The 18,426-nt window shown below is 55.7% G+C and carries 20 protein-coding genes and 1 tRNA gene; 10 read left to right on the forward strand and 11 right to left on the reverse strand.

All coding sequences use genetic code 11. The features are described from left to right. The first annotated feature begins 36 nt into the window (after positions 1-36). Positions 37-633: a histidine phosphotransferase family protein gene (locus tag ACR0JI_RS11140; protein WP_480493169.1), complete on the forward strand. Its 597-nt coding sequence runs from the start codon at positions 37-39 to the stop codon at positions 631-633. Here the strand turns inward: ACR0JI_RS11140 and ACR0JI_RS11145 are convergent. The 9 genes from ACR0JI_RS11145 to ACR0JI_RS11185 all read right to left on the reverse strand — a co-directional run bounded on the left by ACR0JI_RS11145 (position 630) and on the right by ACR0JI_RS11185 (position 8,086). Continuing rightward, entirely contained in the window at positions 630-1,892 is a 1,263-nt protein-coding gene (locus tag ACR0JI_RS11145) for a glutamate-5-semialdehyde dehydrogenase (protein ID WP_480493170.1), read from the reverse strand. The genes ACR0JI_RS11140 and ACR0JI_RS11145 overlap by 4 nt on opposite strands. A 32-nt stretch (positions 1,893-1,924) precedes the next feature. Then, positions 1,925-3,031 carry a glutamate 5-kinase gene (gene proB / locus ACR0JI_RS11150; protein ID WP_480493171.1) on the reverse strand — a complete coding sequence of 369 codons (1,107 nt, stop codon included), beginning with the start codon at positions 3,029-3,031 and terminating at the stop codon, positions 1,925-1,927. Next, the gene (obgE, locus tag ACR0JI_RS11155) at positions 3,019-4,053 is read right to left on the reverse strand and encodes a GTPase ObgE (RefSeq protein WP_480493172.1); all 1,035 of its coding nucleotides are present in this window, start codon (positions 4,051-4,053) and stop codon (positions 3,019-3,021) included. Before obgE ends, proB begins: the two co-directional genes overlap by 13 nt. Positions 4,054-4,090: 37 nt before the next feature. Next, complete coding sequence (locus ACR0JI_RS11160; RefSeq protein WP_480472732.1) at positions 4,091-4,627, reverse strand: GNAT family N-acetyltransferase; 537 nt, start codon at positions 4,625-4,627, stop codon at positions 4,091-4,093. Beyond that, a complete protein-coding gene (locus tag ACR0JI_RS11165; RefSeq protein ID WP_480493173.1) occupies positions 4,624-5,232 on the reverse strand; it encodes a LysE family translocator in 609 nt (202 codons plus the stop codon). Before ACR0JI_RS11165 ends, ACR0JI_RS11160 begins: the two co-directional genes overlap by 4 nt. 96 nt (positions 5,233-5,328) lie before the next feature. Then, positions 5,329-5,598 carry a 50S ribosomal protein L27 gene (gene rpmA, locus ACR0JI_RS11170; RefSeq protein ID WP_050602452.1) on the reverse strand — a complete coding sequence of 90 codons (270 nt, stop codon included), beginning with the start codon at positions 5,596-5,598 and terminating at the stop codon, positions 5,329-5,331. 11 nt (positions 5,599-5,609) lie between these two features. Next, positions 5,610-6,221 (reverse strand): 50S ribosomal protein L21, encoded by a 612-nt coding sequence (locus tag ACR0JI_RS11175; protein WP_480493174.1) that lies wholly within the window; start codon positions 6,219-6,221, stop codon positions 5,610-5,612. A 219-nt stretch (positions 6,222-6,440) separates the two neighbouring features. After that, positions 6,441-7,244, reverse strand: a complete 804-nt coding sequence (locus tag ACR0JI_RS11180) for a DUF2059 domain-containing protein (protein ID WP_480493175.1) — start codon at positions 7,242-7,244, stop codon at positions 6,441-6,443. After that, positions 7,244-8,086: a DUF2059 domain-containing protein gene (locus tag ACR0JI_RS11185; RefSeq protein WP_480472724.1), complete on the reverse strand. Its 843-nt coding sequence runs from the start codon at positions 8,084-8,086 to the stop codon at positions 7,244-7,246. The genes ACR0JI_RS11180 and ACR0JI_RS11185 overlap by 1 nt, the downstream gene beginning before the upstream one ends. Before the next feature lie 123 nt (positions 8,087-8,209). Here ACR0JI_RS11185 and ACR0JI_RS11190 point away from each other — a divergent pair. The 9 genes from ACR0JI_RS11190 to ACR0JI_RS11230 all read left to right on the forward strand — a co-directional run bounded on the left by ACR0JI_RS11190 (position 8,210) and on the right by ACR0JI_RS11230 (position 17,001). Continuing rightward, positions 8,210-8,299, forward strand: a tRNA-Ser gene (locus ACR0JI_RS11190). A gap of 249 nt (positions 8,300-8,548) precedes the next feature. Then, positions 8,549-9,103, forward strand: a complete 555-nt coding sequence (locus ACR0JI_RS11195) for a hypothetical protein (protein ID WP_480472722.1) — start codon at positions 8,549-8,551, stop codon at positions 9,101-9,103. 208 nt (positions 9,104-9,311) lie between these two features. Next, on the forward strand, positions 9,312-10,340 hold the full coding sequence (locus ACR0JI_RS11200) for an alcohol dehydrogenase catalytic domain-containing protein (protein WP_480493176.1): 1,029 nt from the start codon (positions 9,312-9,314) through the stop codon (positions 10,338-10,340). 75 nt (positions 10,341-10,415) lie between these two features. Further along, positions 10,416-11,291, forward strand: coding sequence for a branched-chain amino acid ABC transporter permease (locus tag ACR0JI_RS11205; RefSeq protein ID WP_480472718.1), 876 nt, complete (start codon positions 10,416-10,418; stop codon positions 11,289-11,291). Positions 11,292-11,294: 3 nt separating this feature from the next. Then, positions 11,295-12,392: a branched-chain amino acid ABC transporter permease gene (locus ACR0JI_RS11210; RefSeq protein WP_480472716.1), complete on the forward strand. Its 1,098-nt coding sequence runs from the start codon at positions 11,295-11,297 to the stop codon at positions 12,390-12,392. Continuing rightward, the gene (locus ACR0JI_RS11215) at positions 12,389-13,153 is read left to right on the forward strand and encodes an ABC transporter ATP-binding protein (RefSeq protein ID WP_480472714.1); all 765 of its coding nucleotides are present in this window, start codon (positions 12,389-12,391) and stop codon (positions 13,151-13,153) included. Before ACR0JI_RS11210 ends, ACR0JI_RS11215 begins: the two co-directional genes overlap by 4 nt. Next, positions 13,150-13,923 carry an ABC transporter ATP-binding protein gene (locus tag ACR0JI_RS11220; RefSeq protein WP_480472712.1) on the forward strand — a complete coding sequence of 258 codons (774 nt, stop codon included), beginning with the start codon at positions 13,150-13,152 and terminating at the stop codon, positions 13,921-13,923. Before ACR0JI_RS11215 ends, ACR0JI_RS11220 begins: the two co-directional genes overlap by 4 nt. Positions 13,924-13,928: 5 nt before the next feature. Further along, complete coding sequence (locus ACR0JI_RS11225; protein ID WP_480493177.1) at positions 13,929-15,815, forward strand: AMP-dependent synthetase/ligase; 1,887 nt, start codon at positions 13,929-13,931, stop codon at positions 15,813-15,815. A 25-nt stretch (positions 15,816-15,840) separates the two neighbouring features. Next, a complete protein-coding gene (locus ACR0JI_RS11230; RefSeq protein WP_480493178.1) occupies positions 15,841-17,001 on the forward strand; it encodes an ABC transporter substrate-binding protein in 1,161 nt (386 codons plus the stop codon). 151 nt (positions 17,002-17,152) lie between these two features. Here ACR0JI_RS11230 and ACR0JI_RS11235 read toward each other — a convergent pair whose 3' ends face one another. Next, positions 17,153-17,599: a hypothetical protein gene (locus ACR0JI_RS11235; RefSeq protein WP_480493180.1), complete on the reverse strand. Its 447-nt coding sequence runs from the start codon at positions 17,597-17,599 to the stop codon at positions 17,153-17,155. A gap of 195 nt (positions 17,600-17,794) precedes the next feature. After that, positions 17,795-18,406, reverse strand: coding sequence for a hypothetical protein (locus ACR0JI_RS11240; RefSeq protein ID WP_480493182.1), 612 nt, complete (start codon positions 18,404-18,406; stop codon positions 17,795-17,797). Between the last annotated feature and the right edge of the window lie 20 nt (positions 18,407-18,426).

An 18,426-nucleotide genomic window follows, 5' to 3' on the forward strand; every position in this document is an offset into this window, starting at 1 on the left:
CTCCGGGACGTGCGGCAGATACAGTCGGAGGTACGCATGGGCGAGAGCAACGTCAACCTGGCCGAATTGATCGGTTCGCGGATTTGCCATGATCTGATCAGCCCGATCGGGGCGATCACCAACGGGCTTGAGCTGTTGGATATGGTGGGCTCCGTACAGGGGCCCGAGATGGAGCTGATCTCGGGCAGCGTCGGAAGTGCCGGGGCACGTATTCGCTTTTTCCGTGTTGCCTTTGGCTCGAGCAGTGATCACCCGCTTGGTCGGGCCGAAGTAGCCGAACTGCTGAAAGATATCGAGCGTGCGGGGCGGATACGGGTCAATTGGAACCTGACCGGGCCAGTGCCCCGTAATCAGGTCAAACTGGCCTTTCTGGCGCTTATGTGCTGTGAAAGCGCCATGCCGCTTGGCGGCGCGGTCGAGATCGTTAATCAGGGCAACAATTGGATCGTGACCGGGGTTGCAGACAGGTTGAATGTCGATGGTGATCTTTGGAAGAACGTCGTGACAGGTCGTTTTCCCACCAAAATCACGCCCGCGCACGTTCAATTCGCGTTGCTGCCTAAAACGGCGGCTGCGATGGGTCGGCGGATTGCCGTTGAAACCTCGGCAACCCGCGTGTCACTTCGGTTTTAAGCCCGGATCGTTCCGTTCCCGCGTACGAGATATTTGAAACTGGTCAATTGCGCCGCCCCGACCGGCCCGCGCGCGTGCATCTTGCCCGTCGCGATTCCGATTTCTGCCCCCATGCCAAATTCACCGCCATCCGCAAACTGGGTCGAGGCATTATGCATCAGGATTGCGCTGTCGAGACGCTCAAAGAAACGGGCTGCTGCTGCGTCATCCTCGGTCATGATGCAATCAGTGTGGTTTGAGCCGTATTGCTGAATATGAGCAATCGCAGCGTCGATATCGGCAACGGGCTTCGCCGCGATCACGCTGTCGAGGAACTCTTTTCCCCAGTCATCCGCCGTAGCAGCAACTGTACTCTCTCCAGCGAGAACACCGTCGGCGTGAACCTCGACACCTGACTGGACCAGTGCCGCAACGACGTCACGCCCCAGTGTGTCGGCGACATCCTGATGAACCAGCAAGCATTCAGCGGCTCCGCAAATACCAGTGCGGCGGGTCTTGGCATTCAGTACCACTTCCAGCGTTTTCTGCGGATCAGCAGCCTTGTCGACATAAATGTGCACGATGCCTTCGAGATGAGCAAAGACCGGCACACGGGCTTCTCGTTGTACAAGGCCCACCAGTCCCTTGCCACCGCGTGGAACGATGACGTCGACATAGTCGGTCAGCGTCAGCAACTCCTGCACTGCAGCGCGGTCGCGTGTGGGCACCAGTTGGATGGCGTCTTCGGGCAGGTTCGCGGCCTTCAGCCCTTCGACCAGACAGGCATGGATCGCGGCTGAGGAATGAAAGCTCTCGGATCCGCCGCGCAGGATTACCGCATTGCCCGATTTCAGACACAGCGCCCCGGCATCCGCAGTCACGTTGGGTCGGCTTTCGTAGATCACGCCAATAACCCCTAACGGTGTCCGGACGCGTTGGATGTTAAGGCCCGTGGGCATATTCCATTCTGACAGAACCTCACCCACCGGGTCGGCCTGATCTGCGACGGTTCTCAGCCCGTCGACCATGCCCTGAATACGCGCCTCATCAAGCATCAGGCGATCCATCATTGCGGGGCTCAGACCCTTGTCGCGGCCGAATTCCAGATCTTTTTGATTGGCTTCGATGATCCGTGCCCGATTGGCCCAAACCGCATCTGCGGCTGCAATCAGCGCTGCGTGCTTTCGTTCAGCTGTTGCGAAAGCCAGTTCACGCGAAGCGGCTTTGGCACGTTTCCCAAGATCTTCCATCAGAGCAGGAATGCTGTCGAAGTCTTTCATATCGCGTGCCTTTCAGATCATCTTATTGAAAGTTAAAGGGCCAGGTCGTCCCGGTGGATGAGGGCTGCGCGGCCTGGATAGCCCAGCGTCGATTCAATCTCAGAAGACTTACGCCCCTTGATCGCATCGGCTTCCTGCGCCGTATACCGGCTGATCCCCTGAGCCAGACGACGGGACTCCAGATCAAGGATGGCGACAGGATCGCCACGACCGAAATCTCCGGTCACTTCCACAATCCCGGCAGGTAGCAGGCTTTTGCCATTGGCCAGTGCCTTGGCCGCCCCCTCGTCCACTGTGATCTCACCCCGAGGTTTCATTGCCGAAATCCAGCGTTTGCGGGCTGCATGTGGATCCAATGTCGCAGTAAACCATGTGGAATTGGCACCGTTTTCGAGCGTTTTCAGAGGGTTCAGAACCGACCCTTCAGTAATTGCCATGGCGCAACCACCAGCGGTTGCCATCTTGGCCGCCAACAGCTTTGTCTTCATCCCGCCTTTGGACAGGCCCGATCCCGCATCACCAGCCATAGCTTCAATCTCAGGTGTGATCCTGTCGATTGTCTCGAAGCGCGTCGCCGAGGAATCTTCTTTTGGATTACCGGAATAGAAACCATCCACATCCGACAGCAGAATCAGTTGGTCGGCGCCTACTGTCACGGCGATTTGCGCGGCAAGGCGGTCATTGTCGCCATACCGGATTTCGTCCGTTGCGACCGTGTCGTTTTCATTGACGATCGGAACGACGCCCAACCCAAGCAAAGTTTCCAAGGTTGCGCGTGAGTTCAGATACCTGCGGCGATCTTCGCTGTCTTCAAGCGTCACCAGAACCTGCGCCGTGGTGATCCCATGGGGTGCCAACGCTTCTTCATAAGCGCGTGCAAGCCGGATTTGCCCAACCGCAGCAGCAGCCTGTGACTGTTCCAAGGGCAGTGCCGCCATCGGCAGGCCCAGAACGCCGCGACCCAGTGCAATCGAACCGGACGAAACAAGGATTACATCTTTCCCCTGCCCCTTGAGCCAGGAAACATCCTGCGCCAACGACAGCAGCCAGTCAGACCGCAGCAGGCCAGTGTCGCGATCAACCAGCAAAGCCGACCCGATTTTTACCACCAGACGGCGTGCCGAGGTCAGGGTTGCCAAGGCTGTACCTCCTCAGCGGGTTTCTGACGCACACGGTTGTCGTCAATCTGGCTGCGCAGCGCCCGCAGAACTTCGGTTACACCCAGATGCGCCACACCGGACATCGTCATGACGGGGCCGCCCACGGCCTCCTCAAGCTCTGCGACGGCAAGGGCACGTTCTTCGTCATCCAGCGCGTCGATCTTGTTCAGAACAGTGATCCGGGGCTTTTCAGCCAGCTCGCCGCCATAGGCTTCCAACTCGTGAATGATCGTGCGGTAATCATCGGCGACCGTCTCTGAGGTGCCATCGACCAGATGCAACAACACGGCACAGCGTTCCACGTGACCCAGAAAACGGTCACCAATGCCACGGCCTTCATGAGCGCCTTCGATCAGGCCCGGGATATCGGCCACAACAAATTCGACGTTGTCCACGCCGACAACGCCAAGATTGGGGTGCAGCGTGGTAAACGGATAGTCGGCAATCTTGGGCCGCGCATTCGACGTGGCCGCCAGAAAGGTCGACTTGCCTGCATTCGGCATACCCAAAAGACCCACATCGGCGATCAGCTTGAGCCGCAGCCAGATTGTGCGGTCAATCCCCGCCTGCCCCGAATTGGCGCGGCGCGGGGCCTGATTGGTGGCGGACTTGAAATGCAGGTTGCCAAAGCCGCCATTGCCGCCCTTGGCCAGCAGAACGCGTTGCCCGACTTCGGTCAGGTCGCAGATGACGGTTTCTTCGTCTTCGTCCAGGATTTCAGTGCCAACCGGAACACGCAGAACGATATCGTCCCCATCCTTGCCGGTGCGTTGCTGCCCCCGGCCCGGTTGCCCGTTTTTGGCGAAGAAGTGTTGCTGATAGCGGAAGTCGATCAGGGTGTTCAGCCCATCCACAACTTCGGCCCAGACAGACCCGCCTTTGCCGCCGTCCCCGCCATCGGGGCCGCCGTATTCGATAAACTTTTCGCGTCTGAAGCTGACGCAGCCGCTACCGCCGGCCCCGGACCGGATGTAGACCTTTGCGAGATCGAGAAATTTCATGTGTGTCCCCTACTGCAAAGGCCCCATCGGCCACAAGTCAGAGTTTTTTACTGTATGTCCAGGTGGGCACATTCGCATCGCGCGCCACCGAATAGCTTTCCGCATCGCCCAGATACTGGAACCCGCAATGGGTCAGGACCCGGGCCGAGGCCGGATTATCCTGAAACACACTGGCAAACATCGTCGCGTTTTCCAGCGGGTTGGCGTTAACAAGCGCTTCCACAGCCATCGAGGCAATGCCCGTGTTCCAATAGATCGGCGCGACCCAATAGCCGACTTCAGACTGATTCCGATCAAGCCGTTTCAGCGAAATCACACCGATCAGTTCCGGGCCACCGTCCTTGGTGGCATCCATGACCCAGACGTCCTCGTCCCGGTTGTCAGCCATCGAACGGGTCACAAAGGCTTCGATCGAACCGGGGGCCAGTGGATGTGCAATACTGGTGGTCATCCGCGCCACGCGCTCATCACCTGCGTAATGCTCGATAAGGCCCATATCCGACCGGCGCAGGGGGCGCAGGTCGAACCGCTCGGTTTCAATGACCGGCTGATTTATTATTGTCTCAAGCTTCATTGGTGTGTTCCTCCTCCGAACAACACGAATAGTACGGACGCGACCGTAAGACCCGCCAACGTCCACATCAGATATTTTTCCGCCGGGCGACCTTCAACCGCATGCGCGATTCTATCCCCCGCAAAAGTCCAGATCGGGTGCAAAAAAATCTGGCAGATCAACAAACTAAGAGCGATCGTGAGCGTTGCGTCAAAGCTGGACGTCCCCGCCGTGACAAAGCCCGTAAAACCTGCAACAATCATGGCCCAGGCTTTTGGATTCAGCGGATGCACGATCAACCCCGCCCAGAATCCCGGAACATCACCAACCGCAGTTTCGCGCGACAGTCGCAAATTCGCGATCTTCCACGCCAGCCAGCAAATATATGCAGCCGAAGCATATTTCAGCGCCGCAAAGGCCGTCGGAACCTGTTCCGCCAGTTGCAGCAAACCAAAGCCCACGGGCCAGATAATCAGCTGCTTACCAAGCACGACACCGGCCACAAAAGGTAATGCGGCACGAAACCCATAGCGCGCACCCGTTCCCAGCAGGACCATGTTGGCCGGCCCCGGCGTACCGACCTGAGAGGCGGCAAAGATCAGGAAACTGGTGGTTGCGACTGTCATCGGTTCTTTCGGTCACGACTGCGTTAAAACGAGAAAGGGGACCGGCACTTTGTGCCGGTCCCCCATGAATTTTTCTTAAACCTTCTGGGTCTCGGCTTACTCTGCGGCCTCCGCCACTGGCAGGACCGAAATAAAGGTGCGGTTTTTAAGTCCCTTGTGGAACTTCACGGCGCCATCGACAGTTGCAAAGATGGTGTGATCTTTGCCAATGCCTACGCCTTCGCCCGGCCAGAACTTGGTGCCGCGCTGACGCACGATGATGTTGCCTGCGATAGCGGCCTGGCCACCATACAGTTTTACGCCAAGGCGACGACCAGCTGAGTCGCGACCGTTACGGGAGGAACCGCCAGCTTTTTTATGTGCCATTCTCTCTCTCCTTAGCCTTTAGCCAATTCTTTGGCTTGCTCAACCCATTCGGGTTTCACTTTGACCGTTTCGATAGCAGCAATCTGCTCATCCGACAAGGCGGCCAGAGCGGCAAAGCTCTCGATACCGGCCTCAACCAGCTTCTTGGCGGCGGCAGGGCCGACACCGTTCAGTTGGGTCAGATCGTCAGCAACGGCAGCAGCGGGTGCTTCAGCCTTGGCTTCGGCTTTCTTGGCAGGCTTTGCAGCGGGTGCCGCCTCGCCAGCCGGAGCGGAACCGGTTGCAGCTTTGATGCCCGATTTGTCGGCGCCCGACGCCAGAATGTCGGTGATTTTGACCAGTGTCAGTTTCTGACGGTGGCCAACGGTACGCTTCGAGCTGTGCTTACGACGGCGTTTGACGAACTTGATGACCTTGTCACCTTTGATCTGTTCGATCACTTCGGCCTGAACGCCTGCGCCTGCAACGAAAGGTGCGCCAACAACCGGAGCGTCACCGCCCAGCATCAGAACATCGTTGAATTGAACTTTTTCACCTGCGTCGGCAGCCAGTTTTTCAACGCGGAGGATATCGCCCGCCTGAACCTTGTACTGCTTGCCGCCAGTCTTGAGGACCGCAAACATGCGTCTTTCCTTTTCTAACCCGCGTTCTGTGGTCCCCGGTTGGGTGTTTTGGCCCCAAGAAACTTGAAAGCCACCTCGAACAGCGCGCCCTTTTCGGGCTGTGTGAATGGCCCCTGACAACGTCATGAGGGCCAAATAATAACGATACCCGGCGCGGAAAACCGGCCGGGATGCGCGCTTATCCATAGATTACAGGTAAAAGTCAACACCAAAGCGGTGTCAAAGATCGGACGCCCTCAGCGCCTGTGCAACCGCCTGCCCCAGGCGATAGGAAATATCATTGAACATGCGATCAAAGCCGTCAAACACGGCGTCATTCAGGGCCTGTCCCGTCTCGGTTCTGGAAAACGCGATATTTTCGCGCATCTGAGCCTCGTCCAACGGGCGGTAGGCCATAAGAAGAAACGAGAAAAGCCACTCTTCGGTGTCCTCGGCCCGGCTGTCTTTCTGCAACAAAAGCTCTGCCAGCAGTTCCTGATCATCGGTCCGCGCATCAATATCAAGTCCCTGAAAGAAGCTGTAGTCAGACGTCAATGCCCCCTGAACATTCTTTTCGATCAGGTCATTTGCCTCGATATATTCCTTGACCAAAGCAAACTGAGCGGTGCTGCGTTCTGCGGATTTGTAGGCTTCTCGGGCCATGTCTTCGATTGCCTGATCCGACAGGGCGCGCCGGGCCGAGTTTTCCAGTGTTACGATGGTCTGGCCAAGATCGCTTTCAAAAAACAAGATGGCCTGATCAAGCTGAACATCGGACATGCCCGCCACGAAGGCGTCCGTCAGATGTTTCCGCATCCAAAGGGGATCGTAGATACGATTGACCTGCGCCTCGAAATAAGCGCCGCCCTTGTTGTCCAAAAAGGTATCATCAAGAGTCTCGCGATGGCCCTGCCCCTCGTGAACAAGGATTTCCATCACCTGCGTCAGACGCATGGCTTTTGCCAGTCGGTCGACTTTTCCATCGGCATACAGCGGCAGGGCCCAACTCAGAGCGACCACAAATGCCAGAACTACGCGCTGCATCATATGTCCTGTGCCGGGTGCAATTCGGCCATCCGTGCGGCAAGAACCTCGAACCTCATGGCCATGATCTCATATTGGATGGCGTTCAACAGCTCGTAGACTTCCTGCATCAGCGGCTGTTCCAGCGCGTCAACATATGTATCCACATCAGCGTCGGAAAAACCTTGATAGGTGTAAGCCGCACCGGCCAGATTAGACAGTTGCAGCGACTGGCGCATTGCCGGTTCATTTTGCTTCATCAATTCGCGCAGTTCATCCCCGCCCAACTGCAGCTCGATGACCCCCGACGCGCTGGCCGCCAGAAGGAAACGCACCTGAATTTCCTGCAAGGCACGCAGTGCGGTGCCTGTGGAATCAATCGCGTTGTTCATGCGTTTAAAACTTTCGACCCGTTTCGACCCGCTCTTGATCAGGTCAGAGATAATCCTTTGACCTGCCAATTGCTTGACGTCATCGTCTTCTTGCATGTGTGAGGCATTCTCGGCCTCGACCAGACGTTGCCCCAGATCAGACGCGTAAAACTCGACAGCGTGTGCCAGGGCCTCGTCGCTTAGGGTCTGCTCCAGAATGGAAACAGCGGTGTCGTGCATTGCATCGACTTCAAAAACCTCGTCCGTCAAACGGGTCCAGTCCGAGCCGAACCCCTCTGGGTCAACACCCAACATCTGCGGCGCGGACCGTGAACTCAGGGCGATGCTTTCAAGAGCCACGTCAAACCCGGTTGTGGTCAGAAAGGCCTCGATCCGATCCCGGTTCGCTGCAGAAAGCTCAAGAGGAACCAGAACAAGCGCCAGAAACGGGGCAAGAAACCAAAAGGCGATGCGGTGTGCAAACTGTGTCATAGCAATCAGAGTAGGTGTTTTACGCTGGCAGGCAACGGAAAATCCCGGCATTCACGATTTCCGGAATTTTCTGCTTGCACCCCCGTTCGTTCCTGACTAAATCCCCCCCTCACAGACCCCCGCGGAGAGGTGCCGGAGTGGTCGAACGGGGCGGTCTCGAAAACCGTTGTGGGTGCAAGCCCACCCAGGGTTCGAATCCCTGTCTCTCCGCCACAATTCCAATATCGAAAGCCGTTAGAAAACGTCTTCCGGTCGGATCTGGGTTCTCAGCAAAATTGCAAGTGGTCCGTTGTCAGAAACTGTAGTGGCCTAGGTCGCCCGGCGTGTTCTTGCCGTGAATTCGAGTGCAATCAGCGTAGCCCGGCTCAAACCTCTATTCTGCTGAGAATTCACAGGAATTCCCCTTTGTATATCCGCTATATTTAACGCATCCCGGCGACACATTTTCCAAAGGAGACACACATGTCGCGTATTCTTATCCTGATCATCATCGCCGCTGTCGGTGTTGGTAGTTACTACTATCTCAACCAGTCCGAACAAACCCCGGCTGAACAAGTGCAATCCGCAACGCAGGAGGCGGGCGATGCAGTGGCTGATGCCGCGGCAACCGCTCAGGAAGCTGCGACTGACGCGCTTGAAGACGCAACAGAACAGGCCAGCGAGGCAGCTTCATCCTTTACCGAACAGGCTCAGGAAGCCGCATCGTCGGTTGCCGATCAAGCCAGCGAGGCGGCTTCGTCTGTCGCGGAACAAGCATCCGAGGCAGCACAGCAGGCCGGTGATCAGGTGGCGGCGCTGGCGGGTCAGGGACAGGAATTGCTGAACTCCTGGATTCAGGAAGGCAAGCTGGACGCCACCAATTTCGACTATGAAGGCATCATGACCTCGATTCAGGACAGCACATTGGCCACGGATCTGAAAGAACAGGCGATCAAGATCGTAAATGACATTAAAGAGTCGCCTGAAACCATCGCCTTGAAGATTCAGGAACTGACCGCGCTGTTGACGCAGCAATAACAAAGAAGGGGCCGGTAGCCCGTTCCCGGCCCCTACCCCTCACGCCTATTTTTCGGGCGTGCCCTTACGTTATCGTTTCTCTGAATTGACCCAGTGTGCGGCATTTGATTGGCTGCTCCGACACGATATCCGCGCTCAATGTCACCAGTCGGCAGTTTCCTGTTTAGACAGGTGTGCGCTTTGAACACGCCATCTAGAGGATGATCCCATGACTGACCTGCCCAAAATAATGAAAGCTGCTATCCTGAAACACGGCGGGTACTCGGACACTTCGACCGGACCAGTCATCGAGGATGCGGCTGATTGGCTTGAAGCAGCGGAACTGCCCGTTCCCAATCCCGGCCCCGGTCAGGTTTTGATCCGCCTGCGCGCGTCGTCGGTCAATCCGTCCGACCTCCACTTTATCAAGGGTGAATATGGCCAGCCGCGCGTCAAAGGTGCCGCGGCCGGATTCGAAGGCTGTGGCGACATCGTTGCAACCGGAAAAGGTGCCGAGGCGCTGAAGGGGCTGCGTGTCGCTTTCGTGGCCGCTGGATCCGGTGCTTGGGCGGAATACGTCGTGACGCAGATGCAAATGTGCATCCCCTTGCGTCCGGATATTTCAGATGATGACGGGGCCGCGCAAATCGTCAACCCGCTTACCGCGATGGCGATGGTGGACATGGCAAGGGAAGACGGCGATGCATTTGTGATATCCGCTGCGTCCAGCCAGTTGGGAAAACTGATGTGCAGCCTCGGGCGTGATCTGGGGTTGAAACCCATCGCGCTGGTGCGCCGGGCCGAGACAGTCGAAATGCTGAAAAGTCTTGGAGCAGCCGAAGTGCTTGTGACGTCCGATCCTGAAGTCGTCGAGAAGTTTGCCGCGATAAGCGCCACGCTGAAACCTCGGGTCTTCCTTGATGCGGTGACGGATCAACTGTCCGAGAAACTGTTCTGCACCATGCCAAACCGGGCGCGCTGGGTCAGCTACGGCAAACTTTCGACCCAAGCGCCAACGCTTTTTCAGACAGGTCAGCTGATCTTCATGGGAAAACGGATCGAAGGTTTCTGGCTGACGCAATGGATGATGTCGACACCGCCCGCTGACCAGATGCGGGTTGTGGCCGAAGTTCAGGCCCGCTTTGCCGATGGTCGCTGGAAAACGGATGTTTCCGAACACCTTACGCTTGAAAATCTTGTGCCGAATCTGGCTGACGCGCTGAAAAAGAGTGACGGAAAGGTGATTATCACCCCATAGTAGAACTCACCTGCGTTACCGGAGGATATACGCGGGCGGAACAAGACGCGGGAAAACCGGTGGAGGGAGGACAGTGTGGATAACGCGCAGCTGCTGATTAGCGGGCTGGCGAACGGGTGTGTCTACGGCCTGATCGCACTTGGCTTTGTTCTGATCTACAAGGCGACCGAAGCGGTAAACTTTGCTCAGGGCGATTTCATGATGCTGGGCGCATTTGTGACCATCGGCCTGACAAATACCGAATATATGGGGTTGCCGTTCTGGCTCGCTCTGCCGGTATCATTGGGAATAATGGCCGCGCTCGGTTATCTTCTGGATCGCCTTATCATTCGCCGCCTGTTTGGTGAAAGCCAGACCGCCGTTGTCATACTGACCATTGCTTTGGGCTTTGTGATCCGTTTCATTGCCGGTCTGATCTGGGGGCACGAGCCGCAAACGCTGCAGAACCCGCTTGCGGGCAAAGAAGTGCGCATGGGCGGTCTTGTGCTGGGGATGGAAGATGTCGCGATAATCGTCGTCACGGTGCTGCTGACATGGGCACTCTATGTTTTCTTTAGCCGCACCAAAATGGGGCTGGCGATGCAGGGCGCCTCGCAAAACCAGCTGGCAGCTTATTACATGGGCATTCCCGTCAGGCGTGTTCAGGGATGGGTCTGGGCTCTGGCCGGAAGTGTTGCGGGAATTGCCGGAATTCTCTTTGCTGCAAAAGGTGCTGTGGATCCGACAACCGGATTGCTGGGCATCAAGGCTTTTGCCGCGGCCGTGATCGGCGGGTTCGGCAGTTTGCCGGGTGCATTGGCCGGAGGGCTGATTGTAGGCGTTATCGAGCCATTCGCCAGCCGGTACATCGCGGCAGGCTACAGCCAGGTCGCGCCATACGCTTTGCTGCTTGCCGTCCTGATCTTCCGACCAAACGGGCTGTTCAGTCAGGTCCGGGTCAAGAAAGTCTGAGCCATGCGTATTGTTTTCAAAACCGATTACATGCAGGATATCCGCCCGTGGAAAGACGGGTTCCAGTTGCGCCTTTATCTGCTTCTTCTGTTTGTCGTCGCGGCTGCGCCTCTCGTGCTGGACGATTTCTATCTGGGTGAACTGACAAACGTTCTGATCTGGGCCATTGCTGGTCTGGGTCTGATGATCCTGACTGGACATACAGGGCAAGTCAGTCTGGGCCATGCGGCCTTTCTGGCCTTCGGCTGTTACGCCAACGTGGCCCTGATTGAGGCAGGCGCGCCTTTTCTGGTCGCGTTTCCGCTGGCCGGAATTCTGACCGGGATCGCGGGCGTGACCGTCGCAGTCCCTGCCCTGAGGCTTCATGGTATCTACCTGGCGATCTTTACAATGGCGCTGTCCATCCTGATGGATGACATCATTGTTCTGTCCGAGCCGATCACTGGTGGTGTCGCGGGTAAATATATCGGCGGGGTCGAGGTCTTTGGCCTTACGGTTGACCGCTGGGGGACGCCTGATCTTTTTTTCTGGCTGGTTCTGTCTGTCACCATTCTGGTCACGTTGGGTTACGTAAACCTGCTGCGTGCCCCTTTGGGACGCAGCTTCATCGCCGTGCGCGACTCCGAGGTTTCGGCGCAGGCAATGGGTATCGATATCGCGCGAACAAAGATGATTTCATTTGCCCTGTCCTGTGCGGTTACAGGTTGGGCCGGCGCGTTAATGGGGCTGTTTGCCGGTGCGTTTAACAACGAAACCTTCAGCGTCCTGATCTCGATCCAATTGCTGATGATGATCGTTATTGGCGGGCTGGGTTCGATCCACGGCGCGTTTCTGGGCGCGATTGTGATTGGGTTTTTGCCGCAGTTTCTATCGATTTCAAAGGAATATGTCGGCGCGATCATCGGCGGAAACACCGTTGCCATTCCGGGGCTGGAGTTCGGCATCTTTGGCATGATCCTGATCGGCTTCATCCTTTTCGAACCCATGGGCATCTATGGTCGTTGGCTGAAAATCCGCACCTGGTTCGAACTGTTTCCTTTCTATCGCAAGGACATGTTCAAACGGCAGAAATCCTATCTCAAGACGGAGCGTCTGAGATGAACTTGCTGGAATTTGAAAACGTTACCCTGAAATTTGGTGGTCTGACAGCCGTGGACAACTTGTCCTTCGAGGTTCAGCAGGGCGAAGTCTTTGCCATAGTCGGGCCGAATGGCGCGGGCAAATCGACGGTCTTCAATCTGATCTCGCGCTTTTACGAACCGTTTTCAGGGTCGATCCGGTTTGATGGTCACGATCTGCTTCAGGTTAAACCGTCTGGCGTGGCTGCCTTTGGGGTGGCGCGAACCTTCCAGAATATCGAGCTGTTCGAACACGCAACTGTCCTGCAAAATCTACTGGTCGGAAGACACAGGCATCGGACAACGAACTTGATTTCAGAACTTTTGTTCACCCCTGCGGTCCGACGGCAAGAGTTGGAGAGCCGGGAAAAAGTCGAACAGATCATCGATTTCCTCGACCTGCAGGCCTATCGCGACAAGATGATTTCAGGGCTGCCTTATGGCGTACGCAAAGTGGTCGAAGTAGCACGTGCCCTGGCGACCGATCCCAAGCTGCTGTTGATGGATGAACCAGCCTCGGGACTGTCGGTGGAAGAGACGACCGATATGCGCTGGTGGATCGACGATATCCGGCGCCAAATAGGAATTACCGTGCTGATGGTCGAACACGACATGGGATTGGTATCGGGCGTGTCCGACCGGGTCCTGGCCATGGCAGATGGGGCAAAGCTGGCCCTCGGGTCTCCGGCAGACGTGCAATCGCATCCAGCCGTGATCGAGGCATATCTGGGGAAAGCCTCATGAACGCCCCGATCTTGCAAGTCCGCAATATCGAAAGTTTTTATGGCCCCATTATGGCCATTCGGGGCGTTTCGCTGGATGTTCACGAAGGGAAAATCGTGTCGATCCTTGGCGCAAACGGCGCGGGCAAGACCACATTGATGAAAACCATCTCTGGCGTGATGGACCCGGAAAAGGGAACAATCACCTTTGATGGCGGCGACATTCAGGGCTGGGAACCGCACAAGGTTGTCCAGCGCGGGGTGGTTCACATCCCGGAAGGGCGCGAAGTTTTTCCACTGCTGACGGTTGATGAAAACCTAAGTCTCGGCGCCTACACCCGCAAAGACAAAGACCAGATCGAACAGGATCGTGAGCTGGTCTTCCGTTATTTTCCGATTCTGAAAAACCGTCGGTCGCAAGAGGCCGGAACCCTTTCGGGCGGACAGCAACAGATGCTGGCCATAGGGCGCGGATTGATGGCCCGGCCTCGTATCATGTTGCTGGATGAACCGTCTCTGGGACTGTCCCCTCTGCTGGTGCAAGAGATCTTCGGCATTCTCAAACGTCTGAACGAAGAACAGAACATGACAATGTTGCTGGTTGAACAGAATGCCAATGCGGCGTTGGAACTGGCACATCATGGCTATGTCATGGAGGTGGGTCGCATCGTCATGGACGGTGCCGCGGACGCGCTTTTGCAATCCGAGGATATTCAGAGCTTTTATCTTGGAAAACAGGAAGAAGGCGCGCGCGAAAGCCGCCGCTGGAAGCGGAAAAAGACGTGGAGGTAAGACGGATGGACGCCACGCCCCTACCCCCTCAGGTCATGATAAACGGCGTTCAGTTCAACGCAACGGCAGGGCAGCGCCCGGTACGCGTTGATGGCTGCATCACCATTGCAGAGTTGTTCCAAAGCCGATGTGCCGAACTGGGCAGCCGAACGGCGCATCGCGAAAAAGACCTGGGTATCTGGAGATCCTATTCCTGGGCCGATTACTGGCAGCATGCCAAATGGATCGGGCTGGCCTTGCGCAAGCTGGGACTGGAACGCGGCGACGTGGTCTCAATCCTGTCCGAGGACCGCAAGGAATGGGCATGGCTCGACATGGGCATTCAGGGCGTTGGCGGTATCGCTTCCGGCGTCTATACCACGGATTCCGCCAGTCAGTTGCAATACCTGGTCAACGACAGCGGCACCAGGTTTCTGATTGTCGAGGATGAAGAGCATCTGGACAAGTTTCTGGGAATTGAGGCCGAGGCTCCCGATCTGATCAAGGTGATCATCCTCGAGGACGAAGGGCTGCATGACCTGAACCATCCGCGCTGCATGATGATCGACGAGTTGTTCGCCTTGGGCCAAGAGGCGGAACTGGCCGAGCCCGGGCGCTTCGAAGCGGAAATCGCATTGGCCAAACCGCAGGACATTGCCTTGCTGGTCTATACGTCGGGTACAACCGGTCAGCCGAAAGGCGCAATGCTTAGCCATGAAAACATCCTGGCCGCCATCGAATCCGCTGCACGGGTGCTGCCAGCGCTGCCCAGCGATGAACAGCTGTGTTTCCTGCCTCTGTGTCACATTCTGGAACGCGATGTTTCGGTCTATTTCCCCTTGGCGGCCCGCTGCACTGTCAATTTTGCCGAAAGCCCTGAAACTGTTTTCGCAAACCTTCAGGAGGTTTCGCCCTCAACCTTCACAGCGGTGCCAAGGGTTTGGGAAAAGATCTACTCACACGTCCAGATCCTGACACAGGAAGCCACGCCTTTGGGGCGGCTGGCATTCGGCCTGGCATTAAAAACTGGTGCGCGCCGTGCCGGATATCTGAGCGCAGGCCAACCAGTTCCATACGGCGTCGCCACCAGATTCTGGTTCTGGGATCAGCTGGTTTTGAAAAACCTGCGCCGAATGTTGGGTCTGGACAAACTGCGACGAGGCGGAACAGGCGCCGCGCCAATCTCGACCGATCTGCTGAAATGGTACTGGTCCATCGGCGTGTCGTTGGTGGAAGGGTTCGGGATGACCGAAACTTCGGGCCTCGCCACGCTCAACACCATAGACAGCAATAAGATCGGAACCATAGGCAAAGCTGTCGAAGGGTGCGACATTCGCATCTCGGACGATGGCGAAATCCAACTAAAGGGCCTGAACATTTTTCAGGGATACTGGCGCAACAACGCGAAGACGGTAGAAACCTTCACCGCCGATGGCTGGCTGCGTACCGGGGATATGGGAACAATAGATAAGGATGGCTATGTCACCATCACGGGCCGCCTGAAGGATATCATCATCACCGCAGGTGGTAAGAACATCACCCCAGCCGAGATCGAAAGCCGCCTTAAGTTTAGTCATTATATCGCGGACGCAATCATCATCGGGGACAGGCGCAAATTTCTGACGGCACTGATCATGATTGATCAGGAAAATGTCGAAAAATACGCGCAGGGCCATAAAATCCCCTTCTCGAATTTTGCCTCGCTATGCGCGGCACCGGAAATCAGGCAGTTGATCAGTTCGGAAATTGCCGCAGTGAATGCAGAATTTGCGCGGGTCGAACAGATCAAAGATTTCCGTCTGATTGACGTCCTGCTGACCGCTGAAGACGACGAGCTTACAGCCACGATGAAGCTGAAACGCGGACTGGTTGAAAAGAAACACGGGCATCTGATCGAAGACATGTACACTTGACCAAAAGATTAACGGGAGGAAAGAGATGAAGAAATTACGCAACAGTCTGGCGGCTGCATCACTGCTGACAGCATCGGCAACACTTGGTTGGGCGCAAACACAGGGCGTGACCGATGATGAGATTGTCATTGGTTCTGTCAACGACCTGAGCGGGATATTCGCCGCAGTGGGTGTTCCGGCAACCAAAGGTGCAAATGTCGTCTTTGATCGGGTGAATGCAGCCGGTGGCGTGCACGGGCGAAAAATTCGTTACGTGGTCGAAGACAACGGCTATCAGATGCCACGTGCGATGCAGGGCTATAACAAACTGCTCAATCGCGACAAGGTATTTGCCATGCTGCAATCGCTTGGCACGCCGATGAACATGGCAGGGTTCAAGCTGTTGGATCCCAAAGGCATTCCCAACGTAGCGCCTCTTACAGCTGCGCGTCAGATGTTGCAGGAACCCATGCGGAACAAGTTCACCTCCTTCTCGACCTATTTCGATCAGGCGCGTGTCGGTGTGAACTATCTGGCTGGCGAGTTTGGCTCAAAGACGGTCTGCACCATGTACCTGCCGACAGATTTTGGTGAGGAAATTCTAGAAGGCAGCAAGGCCGGAGCCGAAGAAGCCGGGCTCACTTTTGGATCAGAAACCACCCATAAACCGGATGAGACGGATTTCGTTGGATCGCTGAGCAAGCTCAAGGAAGAGGGTTGTGATATCGTCACCATGGCGCTTGGGGTGCGGCAGGCGATCACTGTCGTGGGCACCGCTAAGAAAATGGGTCTGACCGATATGAAATTTCTCGGCACCTCGGCCAGTTTCCTGACGGTCGTGGCGCAGGTGCCCGGTGGCGTGACCGATGGATTCTACGCGGCAGCTTCGTGGCAGGATCTTTGGGCGCGTGCGGATCAACCTGCCCCGACCGCATTTATCGAGGAATACAAGGCAGCCACAGGCGAAGATCCGGTCGGATTTGCCATGCTGGGTTATTCGGCGGCTGAAATGATGGTTAAGGCGTTGGAGGCCGCAGGCCCTGATCTGACGCAGGACAGTTTCATCGCAGCGATGGAAACGCTGGATTATCAGGACGATCTGGTTGGCAACCACATAACCTATGGTCCTGAAGACCATCAGGGCGCGGATACTGTGTTCGTCAACGTTGTTGAAAACGGTGCGTGGAAACTCGTTTACGAAGAATGAATCCCTGACCCGCGCAAAGCAAAAGGGCTCGCAAGTGCGAGCCCTTTCTTTTGGGTATTCCCGGCGAATTAACGCTTCGCTAACCTGAACGTCTAATTTTTATATATTTTACGATAAGCTACAGTATCAATAAAATTCTGCTAATAAACTGCTAACGATTACGTTGAAACTGCGCCTCCACTTTCTCGCGCTTTTTTATCGTATTTTCAATGACTTCATCTAACTCACCAGCCTCAGCAGCTGCCTTCAAAGTCACCAACGCAGCTTTCACGTCTTTCAGCGCCTTTACCAAAACTGCATTGCCGCCCGCCAGTGCGAGCGCTTTGTTTCCGTATTTGCACTGCACATACCACCCACCGTCTTGTTCAAAAAACCATGCTCGAACCTTGCACATGCGATCAACAAGCACTTTTTCGCCAGCTTCGTTTTTTACCCAAGCTTTACGTTCAACCGTGTAGTCTTCTCTTTTTAGGGCTGCATCCGCTACTTTCATTTGCTCTTCCAAAGCAGCCACGAGCTTCAACCTACGCTGACGCGTTGGGTCTTGGTTTTTGGTGCGGACAACGGATTTAATGGCGAGTTTTGATAGATTAGACATGCTTCACTCCTTGTGCATTGAACACAATTTTGCTGTCTCTTTCTAATATTAGCGACCAAAAACAAACCCTTACGCCAAACACAAAAACGTATTTTGCCCAACATACAATCAAACAATCCAGCCTGAACGGTGCACATAGCGTATTAGTTGCTTATGGGCGCTGTATGACCTTCTTTGAGCGCCACAGCGCGTTTTTTAATCGGACGCGAGCTTCTTTAGCTTACGTGCAACTGACATGCGTTCCGCAAACTTCGCCGCATCATCCTCGTCTTTATGCTGCATGGATTCTAATGCTCTTTCTACAGCATCGATCTTGGTTTGGCGCTTTGTCTTCATTCCCGTCAAATGCCCGCCACCTTGATTTTCTAGGCTGCGGGAAGTGATGACGCGGGGAAAATTCTCAGAACTGCTGTGCGGTGTATTGGTGGCGTCAAAACGTGCTTCTCTGTCGAACCAATGATCTAAGGTCGCATCACCTTCTAGTATTTCAGACAGGAATTCAGCGAGGCGCTCAAACTCGGTTTCGGCTTGGTCGAGCAATTTTTGTGCTGCTTTGTGGCGACCCCGCCCGCTAAAACTGTCCGCTCTGCCGTATGTGAGACTCGCACGCTTTAACCGCTTTTCATACTCCAAGATTTGCTTGGGTTTGTTTTTTAAGTACTGACGCAGTTCAATCTGTTCGCGCCAATCCTCCTCAAACCGTGAATACTCTTCAGCGGTCAACCAAGTTCGCAACTGGCGATTTTGCACGATTTTTCCACGTGTAAGCTGCTCGTGTATTTTTTTCAGCTTAGCTTCACGTTTCATGGTGCGTCAGCGCATTTCGT

Source organism: Ruegeria sp. N10, assembly GCF_056531545.1.

Coding starts and splice junctions, on each gene's coding strand:
- ACR0JI_RS11140 (WP_480493169.1), top strand. CDS start 37: ATGGGCGAGAGCAACGTCAACCTGGCCGAATTGATCGGTTCGCGGATT.
- ACR0JI_RS11145 (WP_480493170.1), bottom strand. CDS start 1,892: ATGAAAGACTTCGACAGCATTCCTGCTCTGATGGAAGATCTTGGGAAA.
- obgE (WP_480493172.1), bottom strand. CDS start 4,053: ATGAAATTTCTCGATCTCGCAAAGGTCTACATCCGGTCCGGGGCCGGC.
- ACR0JI_RS11160 (WP_480472732.1), bottom strand. CDS start 4,627: ATGAAGCTTGAGACAATAATAAATCAGCCGGTCATTGAAACCGAGCGG.
- ACR0JI_RS11165 (WP_480493173.1), bottom strand. CDS start 5,232: ATGACAGTCGCAACCACCAGTTTCCTGATCTTTGCCGCCTCTCAGGTC.
- rpmA (WP_050602452.1), bottom strand. CDS start 5,598: ATGGCACATAAAAAAGCTGGCGGTTCCTCCCGTAACGGTCGCGACTCA.
- ACR0JI_RS11175 (WP_480493174.1), bottom strand. CDS start 6,221: ATGTTTGCGGTCCTCAAGACTGGCGGCAAGCAGTACAAGGTTCAGGCG.
- ACR0JI_RS11180 (WP_480493175.1), bottom strand. CDS start 7,244: ATGCAGCGCGTAGTTCTGGCATTTGTGGTCGCTCTGAGTTGGGCCCTG.
- ACR0JI_RS11185 (WP_480472724.1), bottom strand. CDS start 8,086: ATGACACAGTTTGCACACCGCATCGCCTTTTGGTTTCTTGCCCCGTTT.
- ACR0JI_RS11195 (WP_480472722.1), top strand. CDS start 8,549: ATGTCGCGTATTCTTATCCTGATCATCATCGCCGCTGTCGGTGTTGGT.
- ACR0JI_RS11200 (WP_480493176.1), top strand. CDS start 9,312: ATGACTGACCTGCCCAAAATAATGAAAGCTGCTATCCTGAAACACGGC.
- ACR0JI_RS11210 (WP_480472716.1), top strand. CDS start 11,295: ATGCGTATTGTTTTCAAAACCGATTACATGCAGGATATCCGCCCGTGG.
- ACR0JI_RS11215 (WP_480472714.1), top strand. CDS start 12,389: ATGAACTTGCTGGAATTTGAAAACGTTACCCTGAAATTTGGTGGTCTG.
- ACR0JI_RS11220 (WP_480472712.1), top strand. CDS start 13,150: ATGAACGCCCCGATCTTGCAAGTCCGCAATATCGAAAGTTTTTATGGC.
- ACR0JI_RS11225 (WP_480493177.1), top strand. CDS start 13,929: ATGGACGCCACGCCCCTACCCCCTCAGGTCATGATAAACGGCGTTCAG.
- ACR0JI_RS11230 (WP_480493178.1), top strand. CDS start 15,841: ATGAAGAAATTACGCAACAGTCTGGCGGCTGCATCACTGCTGACAGCA.
- ACR0JI_RS11235 (WP_480493180.1), bottom strand. CDS start 17,599: ATGTCTAATCTATCAAAACTCGCCATTAAATCCGTTGTCCGCACCAAA.
- ACR0JI_RS11240 (WP_480493182.1), bottom strand. CDS start 18,406: ATGAAACGTGAAGCTAAGCTGAAAAAAATACACGAGCAGCTTACACGT.